The sequence below is a fragment of the Candidatus Propionivibrio aalborgensis genome, from assembly GCF_900089945.1.
Classification (GTDB): Bacteria; Pseudomonadota; Gammaproteobacteria; order Burkholderiales; family Rhodocyclaceae; genus Propionivibrio; species Propionivibrio aalborgensis.
In genome coordinates this window covers 1-11,722 of the sequence record NZ_FLQY01000396.1, presented here as the reverse complement: position 1 = coordinate 11,722, position 11,722 = coordinate 1, and the positions used below count along the sequence as shown (strand labels likewise).

15 protein-coding genes and 2 tRNA genes are annotated in these 11,722 nt (G+C 52.3%); 9 read left to right on the top strand and 8 right to left on the bottom strand.

Features of this window, described 5'->3' with window-relative positions; all coding sequences use genetic code 11:
- Positions 1 to 34 precede the first annotated feature (34 nt).
- From PROAA_RS18070 to tilS, 4 genes are all read left to right on the top strand, one after another.
- The gene (locus PROAA_RS18070) at positions 35 to 331 is read left to right on the top strand and encodes an HU family DNA-binding protein (RefSeq protein WP_186412680.1); all 297 of its coding nucleotides are present in this window, start codon (positions 35 to 37) and stop codon (positions 329 to 331) included.
- A gap of 149 nt (positions 332 to 480) precedes the next feature.
- Positions 481 to 553: transfer RNA gene (locus PROAA_RS18065), tRNA-Ala, on the top strand.
- A gap of 236 nt (positions 554 to 789) precedes the next feature.
- On the top strand, positions 790 to 1,758 hold the full coding sequence (locus PROAA_RS18060) for an acetyl-CoA carboxylase carboxyltransferase subunit alpha (RefSeq protein WP_186412679.1): 969 nt from the start codon (positions 790 to 792) through the stop codon (positions 1,756 to 1,758).
- The gene (gene tilS / locus PROAA_RS18055; protein ID WP_186412678.1) at positions 1,727 to 3,121 is read left to right on the top strand and encodes a tRNA lysidine(34) synthetase TilS; all 1,395 of its coding nucleotides are present in this window, start codon (positions 1,727 to 1,729) and stop codon (positions 3,119 to 3,121) included. The genes PROAA_RS18060 and tilS overlap by 32 nt, the downstream gene beginning before the upstream one ends.
- A 66-nt stretch (positions 3,122 to 3,187) precedes the next feature.
- Here the strand turns inward: tilS and PROAA_RS18050 are convergent, their stop codons facing one another.
- From PROAA_RS18050 to PROAA_RS18035, 4 genes are all read right to left on the bottom strand, one after another.
- A complete protein-coding gene (locus PROAA_RS18050; RefSeq protein ID WP_245664347.1) occupies positions 3,188 to 3,808 on the bottom strand; it encodes a tetratricopeptide repeat protein in 621 nt (206 codons plus the stop codon).
- Between the two features lie 689 nt (positions 3,809 to 4,497).
- Positions 4,498 to 4,944 carry a hypothetical protein gene (locus PROAA_RS18045; RefSeq protein WP_186412677.1) on the bottom strand — a complete coding sequence of 149 codons (447 nt, stop codon included), beginning with the start codon at positions 4,942 to 4,944 and terminating at the stop codon, positions 4,498 to 4,500.
- The gene (locus PROAA_RS18040; protein WP_186412676.1) at positions 4,944 to 5,567 is read right to left on the bottom strand and encodes a type II toxin-antitoxin system HicB family antitoxin; all 624 of its coding nucleotides are present in this window, start codon (positions 5,565 to 5,567) and stop codon (positions 4,944 to 4,946) included. The genes PROAA_RS18045 and PROAA_RS18040 overlap by 1 nt, the downstream gene beginning before the upstream one ends.
- Positions 5,551 to 5,856 (bottom strand): hypothetical protein, encoded by a 306-nt coding sequence (locus PROAA_RS18035; protein WP_186412675.1) that lies wholly within the window; start codon positions 5,854 to 5,856, stop codon positions 5,551 to 5,553. Before PROAA_RS18035 ends, PROAA_RS18040 begins: the two co-directional genes overlap by 17 nt.
- Before the next feature lie 241 nt (positions 5,857 to 6,097).
- On the opposite strand from PROAA_RS18035, the gene PROAA_RS18030 reads away from it, so the two are divergent.
- The 4 genes from PROAA_RS18030 (at position 6,098) to PROAA_RS18015 (ending at position 8,812) form a co-directional block, all read left to right on the top strand.
- A complete protein-coding gene (locus tag PROAA_RS18030; RefSeq protein WP_186412674.1) occupies positions 6,098 to 6,487 on the top strand; it encodes a hypothetical protein in 390 nt (129 codons plus the stop codon).
- Between the two features lie 89 nt (positions 6,488 to 6,576).
- A complete protein-coding gene (locus PROAA_RS18025) occupies positions 6,577 to 7,602 on the top strand; it encodes a replication initiation factor domain-containing protein (RefSeq protein ID WP_186412673.1) in 1,026 nt (341 codons plus the stop codon).
- The gene (locus PROAA_RS19220; protein ID WP_245664346.1) at positions 7,599 to 7,931 is read left to right on the top strand and encodes a helix-turn-helix domain-containing protein; all 333 of its coding nucleotides are present in this window, start codon (positions 7,599 to 7,601) and stop codon (positions 7,929 to 7,931) included. Before PROAA_RS18025 ends, PROAA_RS19220 begins: the two co-directional genes overlap by 4 nt.
- A gap of 152 nt (positions 7,932 to 8,083) precedes the next feature.
- Positions 8,084 to 8,812: a tyrosine-type recombinase/integrase gene (locus PROAA_RS18015; RefSeq protein WP_245664345.1), complete on the top strand. Its 729-nt coding sequence runs from the start codon at positions 8,084 to 8,086 to the stop codon at positions 8,810 to 8,812.
- 5 nt (positions 8,813 to 8,817) lie between these two features.
- Here PROAA_RS18015 and PROAA_RS18010 read toward each other — a convergent pair whose 3' ends face one another.
- From PROAA_RS18010 to PROAA_RS18000, 3 genes are all read right to left on the bottom strand, one after another.
- Positions 8,818 to 9,399, bottom strand: coding sequence for a hypothetical protein (locus PROAA_RS18010; RefSeq protein WP_186412671.1), 582 nt, complete (start codon positions 9,397 to 9,399; stop codon positions 8,818 to 8,820).
- Positions 9,400 to 9,571: 172 nt separating this feature from the next.
- Positions 9,572 to 9,648 (bottom strand) — tRNA-Arg (locus tag PROAA_RS18005).
- 46 nt (positions 9,649 to 9,694) lie between these two features.
- The gene (locus tag PROAA_RS18000; RefSeq protein WP_245664344.1) at positions 9,695 to 10,648 is read right to left on the bottom strand and encodes an IclR family transcriptional regulator; all 954 of its coding nucleotides are present in this window, start codon (positions 10,646 to 10,648) and stop codon (positions 9,695 to 9,697) included.
- Positions 10,649 to 10,663: 15 nt separating this feature from the next.
- Between PROAA_RS18000 and PROAA_RS17995 the strand changes: the two genes are divergently transcribed.
- Positions 10,664 to 11,326: a ParA family protein gene (locus PROAA_RS17995; RefSeq protein ID WP_245664343.1), complete on the top strand. Its 663-nt coding sequence runs from the start codon at positions 10,664 to 10,666 to the stop codon at positions 11,324 to 11,326.
- Positions 11,327 to 11,515: 189 nt separating this feature from the next.
- On the opposite strand, the gene PROAA_RS17990 is transcribed toward PROAA_RS17995, so the two are convergent.
- Positions 11,516 to 11,722: hypothetical protein (locus PROAA_RS17990; RefSeq protein WP_186412670.1), on the bottom strand; the 207-nt coding region annotated here is incomplete at its 5' end.

The following is an 11,722-nucleotide window of genomic DNA, read 5'->3' as shown; positions in this document are numbered from 1 at the left end:
ATACGGCTCTCTACAATCAACAACAGGAGACAATATGAACAAATCTGAATTGATCGACGCCATTTCCGAACGCACCGAGCTATCCAAAGTTGCTTCCGGAAAGGCTTTAGATGCAGTAATCGACTCAATCGTCGAGGCGGTTGCCAGTGGTGACGGCGTAAGCCTCGTTGGTTTCGGCTCTTTCAAAGCGGCCGCACGTGCCGCCCGTGAAGGCAAGAACCCGAAGACCGGTGAAAAGATCAAGATTGCCGCGACCACCGTGCCGAAATTCTCCGCTGGTGCCACCTTCAAGGCATCTGTTGCTAGCGCCAAGGGAAAGAAGAAGAAATAATTTGTTTTATGCGGCAAAAAAGCTTGCTCCAAGGCAAGCTTTTTTTGTGCCCAGCCAAGCGAACTACCCTTTCTCGGTATCAGTCGCAATTTCGACTTGGGTGTCGTGATTGACGCAGCAAATCACGCTGCGTAGAATCTCCGCTCCTCGGGGGCGTAGCTCAGTTGGGAGAGCGATTGGTTCGCAATCAATAGGTCGGCGGTTCGATCCCGCCCGTCTCCACAAGGATGGCCAAGCCTTGCAGCAATGCAGGCTTTTTTGTTTCTGGACCCCTTAACTGCTGGGTCAGGCGCACCAGATTGAATTACATCCAAAGCCGTCGTTTGCATTTCTTCAGAAGAATCTGTGTGGTCTTTGATGTGGCGGGTACTTGCGGTATTCAGGCTTCATAGGCCGGATGAGCCTTCTCGTCGGCTTTGCGGTAAAATGGGTGCCGTTTCAGAACCGGCTCGAGCTTGATGAAAATCAGTTTCCTCGACTTTGAACAGCAGATTGCTGATCTCCAAGTAAAAATAGAAAACTTGCGTTTTGCGCAGGACGATTCGGCCGTGGATATTTCCGATGAGATCGCCCGTCTTGAGAAAAAGGGGCAGGTGCTGACCAAGGATATCTATGCCAAACTTACTCCGTGGCAAATCTCTCAGGTAGCGCGACATCCTCAGCGCCCTTACACACTTGACTACCTAAGTCTCATCTTCACCGATTTTGAAGAACTGCACGGCGACCGTGCCTTTGCCGACGACCACGCGATCGTTGGTGGCTTGGCACGATTTAACGGCCAGTCGGTGATGGTTATTGGCCACCAGAAGGGCAACGACACCAAGGAGAAAGTTTACCGCAACTTCGGAATGCCCCGCCCAGAGGGTTATCGAAAGGCACTGCGGCTGATGCGGCTGGCCGAAAAGTTTCGTATTCCGGTGATGACCTTCATCGATACGCCTGGTGCCTACCCCGGTATCGACGCCGAAGAACGTGGCCAGTCCGAGGCCATCGGTCGAAATCTTTATGTCATGGCCGAGCTGAAGGTGCCGATTATTGTGACCGTCATCGGCGAGGGTGGTTCGGGCGGTGCGCTGGCGATTGGCGTGGGCGATGTAGTGCAGATGCTGCAATATTCAACCTATTCCGTTATTTCGCCTGAAGGCTGTGCCTCCATTCTCTGGAAGAGCGCTGACAAGGCCAGTGACGCAGCGGAAATCATGGGGATTACCGCCCCTCGCCTGAAGGCGCTGGGATTGATTGACAAAGTTGTCAGTGAACCTGTGGGTGGTGCGCATCGGGATCCTGTGGCGATGGGGCAAAACCTCAAGAAGGCGCTCCAGGACGCCATGAAACACGTCAGTGCGCTGTCCACGGTTGAATTGCTCGATGCCCGCTTTACACGGCTGATGGCCTATGGCCGCACCAAAGAGCAGCCGCTGCACTGACCGTTCGAAGGCTGATTCGGCTCAACGGCTCGTTACGCAGCTTTCTTCCTTTTTTGCTCCTCGGATATCGCCGGGTTCGCGCCTCTGCGTTGGCTTCTCCGGTGGACTTGATTCGGTTGTTCTGCTGCACGCGCTCAGCCGCCTGCGTACATCTTTGGGTATCCCCTTCAAGCTATCGGCGATTCATGTGCACCACGGGATCAGTCCAAACGCTGATGCTTGGGCCGAATTCTGCACGGAGTACTGCCAGCGCGATGCGGTGCCTTTGCGGATTGTTCGCGTCGAGGTGTCAAGAGACGGCAATGAGGGGCTTGAGGCCGCGGCACGCCGGGCGCGGCATGGCGTGTTTTTCAACTGCGATGCGGACTGGCTGGCCCTGGCCCATCATCGCGATGATCAGACCGAAACGGTTCTGCTCAATCTGCTGCGAGGCGCTGGAATTGCCGGCGCGGCGGGCATGCTGGTCGAGCGTCCGCAAGCTCATGGGCCGAATCTGGTTCGTCCTTTGCTTGATATCACGCAGGCGGTCATTAAGGATTATGCCGCCGAAAATTCGCTGCGTTGGATAGATGATGAGAGCAACGACGATTTGCATTATCGCCGTAACTATCTTCGCCATACGGTGATGCCGCTACTGGATAAGAAATTCCCCGGAGCACAGAAGGCGCTGGCGCGTGCCGCCGGACTCTTTGCTGAAAGCGCGTTGTTGCTCGACGACCTGGCGGCCATTGACCGAGCCGCTTTGGCTACATTGACAGGTCGTATCGGCTTGACTGATTTCAACGCCCTTGCACCATCGCGGGCACGCAACCTGTTGCGCTTTGAATGGCTTTCGGCGGGTTTTCGTGCTCCTGACGCGCGCTGGATTGATGAGGCCTTGCGCCAATTGGCTAAAGGCGGCCTGCAATCGGAAACCTGTTTGGCGACGGCTGACGGAGAGCTCCGCCTCTACCGCAACGAACTGCATATCATCAAGCCTTGCCCTTCCATACCAGACAAGCCCTTGCCTTGGACGGGCGACCTTGAATTGCCTTGGGCGGGTGGGCGGGTGTTGTTCGTGCCGACGACAGGTGCAGGCATCCGCCGCAGTCTGCTAGGTGATGATCAGGTCCGCCTCTTATCCCGACAGGGGGGGGAGCGCTTGCAACCGGAAGCAGGGCGACCACGCAGAAGCTTGCGCAACTTGCTTCAGGAGGCTGCCGTGCCGCCGTGGGAAAGGGTGCGGCTGCCTTATCTATGGTGTGGAGAGCGGTTGGCTTGGGTCGGGGGCGTGGGTGTCGACGCGGCTTTCGTCTGTCCTGCAGGTGAGGCTGGGGTTGTGCCTGTTTGGGAGCCAAACGGTCAGCGCGAGTCGGCACGGTAGGCAGCTTCCCAGCCAAGCCTGTGCGGCACCGATTCGAAGTGTTGCGCTAGACGCGCGTCGCGCGGTTTACTCTTCCTGAGCTACTACTTCGGAAGGTAGACCACTATTCGGATCTTTCCGAGGCGACTGGACTTGTGCTTCTTTCAGTTCTTCGGCCGAAAGTGTTCGGGCAACCTCTTCGCGCTCGCGCACGGCGTCCATATTGCGCGCGGCCGACGCTCGGTTGAACCAGACATAGGCTAGCACCGGATCTTTCGCCACACCTACTCCGTCTCGGTACAAACGCCCCAATTCAAGCATGCCGACAGGGTTTCCGCGAGCAGCCGCCGTCTGCATCCATTTTGACGCTTGGTCGTAATTCTGCAGAAGACCCACGCCGGACCGGGATAAGCGCCCTAGAACGATCATGGCTTCGGTGTTTCCATTCTCGGCGGACAACTGCAGCCAGCGAATCGCATTCGCTGAATTCTGGGTACTCTGACTTGGATCCTGCAGGAGTGCGTTGCCGAGCCTGAACTGGGCATCTGCATCGCCCGCTTCTGCAGCCTTCTTTATCTCTAAGTCAAGAACGGCCGACGGAGCCATCGTGTCTAGCGCCGAATGATCCTCAGCGGGAGTCAACCAGACGGATGCGGCGACGGCCAGACCAACCGAAACGAGCGCAACGGGCGCAGAAAAGGCTAGCACCTTGTTAAATCCAGTACGTCTTCGCGAAAGGAATCTATACGAGCAATCGAGACAGCGAAACGGAGTGCTTTCCTGGTGCTTCCGCTTTTCCTCAAGTGACAGCCACCTTGATTCCCTGCATCGGGACGCTTGGCAGCGTGGGCAAATAACCTTGGATTGAAATAACATCAAAACCTCGCCACTTCAATACGGGAGCCAATGCTGGCTTCCAAAGAAGACATGGAACGGCTGCATGTGCCTGTGCAGCGTAGGCAAACGTAAGGCAATCATGGCTGTTCGCTTTACAATCAATCATTGATAGAAGAACAGTAACTGCACCAATTTTGGCTGGTGAATATTTCAGTCAGTGCTCATTCTAAATTCTTTCCACATGATATGAGCCGTTAAACCTATCGAGGAATACGCAAGGCTGACATAAGCGACCGCGGAAATGAAAAAGGGCACCTCATAATGAAGTGCCCAGTTTCACGTATTACTGGCGCGCCCGGAGCGATTCGAACGCCCGACCCCTTGGTTCGTAGGCAAGAAATGAAAAACAAATAGTAATTTAAACAATTGGTTGGTGCTCTTGTCATCCGACTGCCAAAGCTAGCACAGTCACAATATAGTCACAGTAAAGCACTCTTCTACACATAATGGATTTGACTTGGTTTCGAAGGGGGTAGGACGATCGTAATCAAATCGAAGAATTACCCAGCAGGACGTTTGAGGATAGAGAATTCGTACTCGTATGGCTTAGTACCAAGTTTGATGACAAGCTTGAAAATCCCAAACCGAGATACGGTGAAAGGCATGAATTTCATTATGAAATTGATGCTATTTTTACCTACGGCACTATCAGTATTTACGCCACCTTCAATCTTTTTCTTTTCAAATAGCGGTGAGCCATCTGGCTGGTACAAGCTTGCCTCAGTCTCAAATGGACCCTTACAGTCGATGAATGCAGCGAGAATAGCGAGACTTTCCAAGACGAGCGGTTTTTCCGGAGAAGGCTCAACTTGGTCTTTCTCAAGTCCTACAAATACCACGTCATCAGGAAATAAGCCGAGCACTATTGGCTTAGGGTTAGGGCCATCAACCCGAATATCGTCGGCGACGAAAAATCGTACGCGTGCGGGGTATTTCTTCTTGGCCATTATCCTGCCACTCCTAATAACATTGGTTCTTTACGACGAACCGTCTCAGCAAGATTGATTGTCTGTTCAGAATTTTGAGCGCTATTACTAGTCCCGCCGAGTTGGTTGTTCATACTCCGAGGAGCAAGTGATACGACAAATGCATTTACCCCGTTGCGATACAAAGAGAACAACCCATCAGAGACTACCTTTCGCATTTCAGAAGATACGACCTCTGACAAAGCTTTAATAACACCTCTCCCAGCCACGTATTCCGCAATTGCAGTAACCAGTATTTGGTTAATGCTGCTGTCCTCAAGTTCCGCCAATTCAGCGACCTGTTTGTGCAGACCACGAGGAATACGCAATGCAATTTTTCCACTATATCCATAAAATGAAACAGGATCACGAATCTCGTATCCATTTGCTAAGGCTACTTCAACCCACGATTCAGCTGCTCGGCTTAGATTTTTAATAGCCTGTTCTGGTGTGTCACCTTCGGCAATACACCCAGGAAATTCGTGAATTGATGCGACATAACCTCCGTCTTCATCAGGAATCAGTCGACGTGCATACGCCTTATTCAGAATTTCATGTGTTCTTGTAGTTATTTTTGTTGAGGTTTCATTAGCCCTCATTTTCATCGCCGACCTCTGCAAGATGTATTTCCCATTCATCAATGTCACTCAGCAGCGCATCTATGATGCTGCGCGCAGTTCCAGTCTTAAGATCCCCTGAATGCTTTGGAATACTGAGGGGAGGGCTTAGTGCCGGGTCGCGAATCCGCGAATAGGTTGGTTCTTTGCCGCGTTTATCTTCAGTTCTGCCGAGTTGCTTTGCTAGTGATACAAGATCTCGATAGTTGCGATTTTGAGGAGACTTTTCCATCTCCTTCAACTGGCGTTTGATTTTCTTCAATGCATTAAGTTTCATGATACTACCGGCGATATCAACACGTCGTCAACTTACCATGGCTAGGAACATGGGGGCTGGAGCTATTCGTACAATTGTACTCAAACAGATGACAGGCTACGCGTCGCACAGCGGTAAAACAAGGCGGTTGCTGCTAACAGGCTTGAAAATTGGTTGCGAATGTTTGTGTTGTTGTGGAGGACGGTTGATAGTTACCCCTTAATGGACTATTGTTACCCTTCCACAATCAAAGGGTCTAGGCATGGCACTCACACAAGCCGAAGTCACAAAGAACCTTCACCGGCTCGCTCCTTACAACAAGGATCGTGTCGAAAAGCTTCATGACATAGAACGTCAAGCTTTCGCTCGTTTTAGAGGTCAGTTCGACGAACTTGAAGCCGCTCTAGGAATGCTGCACCTGGGCGACCACGTAGGGTGGAAGCCCCTTGTCCTGATCCACAACAAGCGCACTATTCGCAAGTACGAAGCAATTCTTGGCATTGAGATCCGCGAGTTCTTTCCGCCAGAGGGTCCGAGTGCGGAGAGATCACTTGGCTATTCGCTAGCAAAGAAAATTGGCAACTTCTGGAAAGCAGTTAGTGGCGAAATCAAGAGCGACGAATTGAAGGCGCAACGTCGGGAAATCGCCTAAGGGGTAATCAAACCCCTTGACAAGTGAGGCTCCGTACCCCTACAGTGCGGGGTATGGATTCACCCTCATTCAATTCGTCGGACCTACAAGTGAACTCAGCCGGTCTCGGGCTGGCCGCACGGATTGCCGCGCCAGCGGCAACCGTACGGACAAACGAGGCCGGAACAGCAGCGCTTGAGTACGCTGAAGCGATTGAGGAGAGCATCACCCCCCGTCTGGTAATACGGGGGGAAAATCATTCCAATCAACCTAATCCCTACGCTGCCTTTATTGATTGGCTGAACTTCACTTTCCGTTATCGCATAGATGGGGAAAGTTCTCTTATTGATCTGGACAGACAGTTAGTCGCTGCTTTTGGCTTTGCTCTGGGTTCATGTCGGAATCGGAAACATCTCAACTACGAGCAATCATGGGAGATCGGCAACGGGTATGGAATCTTTGCCACTGGCGGCGATAGTGTGGCCGGAACATCACTGGTTAGTCTATCCGGTGAAGGTTGTTCGATGGTTAGGAGTTGGATTGATGCTTGCGAGATTTTGAAGCGCCATAAGGCAAAAATTACCCGTGTCGATCTGGCACACGATGATTACGATGGGTTGATTTCACTATCCAGTGCAGTGGAATGGTATTTGGCCGGCGATTTCCATTCCGGGAAGGGGCGTCCTCCCAATGGAGAGCTGATCGATGACTTTGGCTCTGGATCAGGGAAAACGCTTTACATTGGCAAACGAGTGAATGGGAAGCTTCTGCGAATCTACGAAAAGGGTAAGCAGCTCGGTGACCCCTTGAGCCCTTGGGTACGGTGGGAGTTGGAGTTGCATAGCCGCGATCGTGTTATTCCATTGGATGTGCTGCTCACGCCCGGCCCCTATCTCGCGGCGGCCTATCCTTGTACTGAATGGATTTCTTCGACACAAAGCCGAATCGCAACATCAAGAAAAACGACCGTGATCGGTCTGGATGTTTTGCTTCGTTATTGCCGATTAAGTTACGGCAAGCTCATCTGGACGTTGCAGCATGTCTGTGGCTACACGCCTGAGCAAATTATCGAGAAGCTCTCAGTCATGGGACTGCCTAAGCGCATCGATCATCCGGTGCCAGGAGAAGTGTCTTGAAAACACTCACGCTCGAAGAAGCGGCTGGCTTTTTGAAAATGCATCCCGAAGAAGTGCGTCGCCGCGTGAAATGCGGAATGCTGCCCGGAGCCAAGGCCGGTCGTCGTTGGGTCTTTTTAGATGTTGATCTGGCCGACTGGCTGCGCTCGATGTACTCCGCACCACGGCAATTCTTAAGCGCTACCCTTAAAAACGAGGTTGAAAAATGCCACTCTATAAACGCGGAACGGTGTGGTGGGTCGATGTTGTCACACCCAGCGGAGAACGAATACGCCAGTCTGCTGGGACTGAAATCAAAGCTCATGCCCAAGAGTTTCACGACAAGCTGAAGTCGGAGCTTTGGCGCTTATCCAAACTCGGGGAGAAACCCCGCCGGACGTGGAACGATGCCGTAGTACGCTGGCTCAAGGAACAGTCACACAAAGCCACGATTGAAACTGACAAGATTCATTTACGTTGGCTTGACGGGCATTTGGCGGGAGTGCTGCTCGACACTATCAGTCGTTCAACGATTGATCTGATCACGGATGCCAAGTTGGCCGAAGGGGTCAGCAATGCGACGGTAAATCGTATTCTGGAAGTGTTACGCGCTATTCTTCGAAGAGCTGTAAATCAATGGGATTGGCTTGATAGAGCACCACAAATACGCATGTTGAAGGAACCGACTCGGCGAATTCGTTTTTTGCCCCGAGAAGAGGCGCAGCGATTACTGGCTGAATTGCCGCCTCATTTGGCGGATATGGCGGCATTCTCTCTGGCCACCGGTTTACGACGCGCCAACGTCACCGGCTTGCTCTGGTCACAAGTTGATCTAAAGCGCCGTGCAGCATGGATTCATCCAGATCAGGCGAAAGCAAGACGGGCGATTGCAGTCCCGCTCAATCAGGAAGCGATGAGCATCATTCAGAAACAGACAGGGAAGCACCCGCAACGTGTTTTCACGTATCACGGAAGCCCAATCCTTCAGGTTAGCACCAAAGCTTGGTATAGCGCGTTAGAGCGTGCCGGTATAGAGAATTTTAGGTGGCATGATTTGCGGCATACCTGGGCAAGCTGGCATGTGCAAAACGGAACGCCGCTTTTCGCCTTGCAGGAAATGGGGGGATGGGAGAGTTCTGAAATGGTGAGGCGGTACGCGCACCTTACTGCAGGTCATCTTGCGCCTTATGCGGATCGGCTCGAATCGTTAATTGCACAGGTGGAACTATAGGATAGTTAGCATCCAAGCGAAAATCGTTCGTCCATCAGTTTCTTGCGTTCGGCAGTCAGATAGTCGCCCCACTGAGCTGAGTGCGGTTGGCGCAATTCGGAATCCTTAGCGATTATCGCAAGATCAATTTGTTTGCAGTGGGCTTCTTTCAACTGAGATGTTTTGCTTGTGCTCGATTCCCGTTTTGCTGCCGCTGCATATTGTTTCTCACGTTCGAGGCGTGAAGCCTTCATCGAAGCCACGGCATTCTTTTGTCGTTCAAGATCATTGTTAGGTCTTGGGGCTTCTATTTTAGTAGCCGTTACAGCAAGTGTTTTCTCATTGGGATTGCAAGGCTTGTCACTAAAGGAAATGTGTCCAGCTTTCTCGCATTTATAGGTACTGCTCAAATTGCTAAGTATCGGGGTAGGGGGGGCGATTGCCTGATTGTGAGAAGATTGAACTGGCAAAGGCTTGGGGGTGATATCGCTTGAAGAAGTTGGGTGGAGGGCGGGTCGATTGCTGTATTCGAACAAGAACCATCCTCCGGCAACAACCGAGAAGGCGAGTACTAGTGATATTGCTCGAAAATGGGAAGGCTCCTGCATTGCCACCAACTCCCTTGCATTGTATGTATTGCTGTTTTGGGGGATTGTCTCAAGTTGGTATGTCAAATGCAAGACATTGCAATTTGTAGGACACAAATCTGACACATCGTCAGCAGAAAAGAAAAAAGGCTAGATCATTTCTGATCTAACCCTTTGTTCTTGAATCATATTCTGGCGCGCCCGGAGCGATTCGAACGCCCGACCCCTTGGTTCGTAGCCAAGTACTCTATCCAGCTGAGCTACGGGCGCATTGCGCGTTTGAAGCCGCGGATTATACAGAGCCGAATCGCTTATCTCAAGTCGTTTTATTGATTTTTTTGGTTTTCTTGGGCTCTGCATTTCCTTCCTGGGTTTGCAGCGTTGTCTCAGTTTTGCTGTGACCAAGCCGTTTCGATAGAGTCGCAGCGGCCTCCTTTATATGTATGGCAAGGGGGCTGCTCCACTCCATGTCAAAGTGGCCGATAGTGCCGAGCGAGGTGATTGCGGCGATCATGCGGTCTGTGTGATCGAAAACAGGGGCGCTGAAACCATTGATTCCGGGTGTCATACTACCGCTGGCTCGGGATATGCCATGGATGCGAATTTCATTCAGCTGTGATTCCAGTTCTTGCGTCAACGTCGCCATGGATCTATTTGTGGAATCTGCAATGGAACTCAACTCAGCATCCAGTTGCTTCTTCAAATAGGGCGAACGGTAGAACGCGGTAAAAGCAAGCCCCGTGGCTGAAGTGGTGAGCGGTAGAACGACACCCGTTCGCAGGGTGATGGTGATTGGTCCGCCGGCTTCGACCCAGCGAACGCAAGTGGCCCCATGGTTGCCCCACATTGCAAGAGCGACTGTCTCTCCTATGCGTTCGCAAAGATCATCGAGAATAGGCGCTGCCAGACGAACGGGATCAATTCGGGCCAGACTTGCCAGACCAAGTTCCAGCGAAAATCCTCCAAGGTCATAGCGTCCAGTATTTGAGTCCTGTTCGACGAGGCCCATGCGCATGAAACTTACCAGGTACCGATGCGCCTTTGCAGCTGGCATGGCGGCGTTCTTAGCCAGATCCCGCAGCATCATCGATCGGCCATTGGCTGCAAGAGCTCGTAGAAGTCGAGCTCCGACCTCGATGGACTGAATGCCCTGGCGTTGCTTGGTAATTTCAGTTGTCATTTTTTCGTGTCGTAAATTGATCGGTAGCATTGTAGCGATTTGGCGAAATATGTGCTGTGAGACAGTGGAAGCAGCATCGTCTCCTTTCATGCCTATAATTACGGCTTGTCGCGCAATTTGGCGCGCTTTGCTGGATATCAGGGAGAAATAATGCGTTCAGTACTCATTGCCAATCCTAAAGGCGGTGCGGGTAAAACCACACTCGCTACCAATCTTACCGGTCACTTTGCCAATGCTGGGCAGAAGGTCACTTTGTGCGATCTCGATCGCCAGCAGTCCTCTCTGCGCTGGATGGCTTTCCGGGATTCCGCGATGGCACCGGTGAATGGATATTTTGCTGGCAACCAGATGCTGATCAGTTTGCCCAAAGAACCGGACTGGGTCGTACTCGACGCGCCTGCTGGCCTCCAAGGCTACAAACTTGCTGACTATCTTCGTTTGGCGGACAAGGTGATTATTCCCGTCGTGCCGTCGGTTTTTGATATGGCTGCGACGGAAGATTTTCTTGGTTCAATTCGTCAGGATATGCGGGGACGGCGCAACGCCATCGGGATTGTGGCCATGCGCGTCGACCCGCGAACACGGGCGGCAGCAATGCTGGAAGAGTTTTTGAAGCATTTCAATCTTCCGATTCTCAGTTATATCCGGCACACCCAAAATTACGTAAATGCTGCCGCCCGTGGCCTTACCGTGTTCGATCCACCAAGCTCGCGCCATCGACGGGATGTCGAGCAGTGGGAGCCTTTGCTGCAATGGTTGAAGGACTAATCCGCGTTGCGGTTTCTTGCAGCAGGGCAGGTACTCTGGGGTGGCTATTTTGCAGCAGCCAGTGTGTTGGCAACAAATAGAGCTGTCCGGTTTTGTAGTAAATGAATTGTCCGCATTGGTGGCGGCTAAGAATTCGGTGGAGGGCGCAGCCCGGAACCGGATTTTTAGCCGCCGGCGATTGCGGCGGACTTACGCAGCGGCCTTTAAGTTGGATGCCAGCCCTTTCCCTGTTTTATCGTAGTCGGCCAATGTACGCGGACCGTGCAGGATCGCCAGCGTCCCATCCGTGCGGCGCAGCACCGTCACCTTGGCTTTGACGTAGTGGCAGCGGAAACGGTCTGCCGGAATCTGCAGCTTCATGTTCTCGAAGCTGACGCAGTTGTCGTTACCGACGGT

Excerpts from the sequence above, each read along its gene's own strand:
- tilS (WP_186412678.1), top strand. The coding sequence starts at position 1,727 with ATGGCCGCACCAAAGAGCAGCCGCTGCACTGACCGTTCGAAGGCTGAT.
- PROAA_RS18040 (WP_186412676.1), bottom strand. The coding sequence starts at position 5,567 with ATGAAAATGAGGGCTAATGAAACCTCAACAAAAATAACTACAAGAACA.
- PROAA_RS18035 (WP_186412675.1), bottom strand. The coding sequence starts at position 5,856 with ATGAAACTTAATGCATTGAAGAAAATCAAACGCCAGTTGAAGGAGATG.
- PROAA_RS18030 (WP_186412674.1), top strand. The coding sequence starts at position 6,098 with ATGGCACTCACACAAGCCGAAGTCACAAAGAACCTTCACCGGCTCGCT.
- PROAA_RS18045 (WP_186412677.1), bottom strand. The coding sequence starts at position 4,944 with ATGGCCAAGAAGAAATACCCCGCACGCGTACGATTTTTCGTCGCCGAC.
- PROAA_RS18070 (WP_186412680.1), top strand. The coding sequence starts at position 35 with ATGAACAAATCTGAATTGATCGACGCCATTTCCGAACGCACCGAGCTA.
- PROAA_RS18010 (WP_186412671.1), bottom strand. The coding sequence starts at position 9,399 with ATGCAGGAGCCTTCCCATTTTCGAGCAATATCACTAGTACTCGCCTTC.
- PROAA_RS18000 (WP_245664344.1), bottom strand. The coding sequence starts at position 10,648 with ATGAAAGGAGACGATGCTGCTTCCACTGTCTCACAGCACATATTTCGC.
- PROAA_RS18060 (WP_186412679.1), top strand. The coding sequence starts at position 790 with ATGAAAATCAGTTTCCTCGACTTTGAACAGCAGATTGCTGATCTCCAA.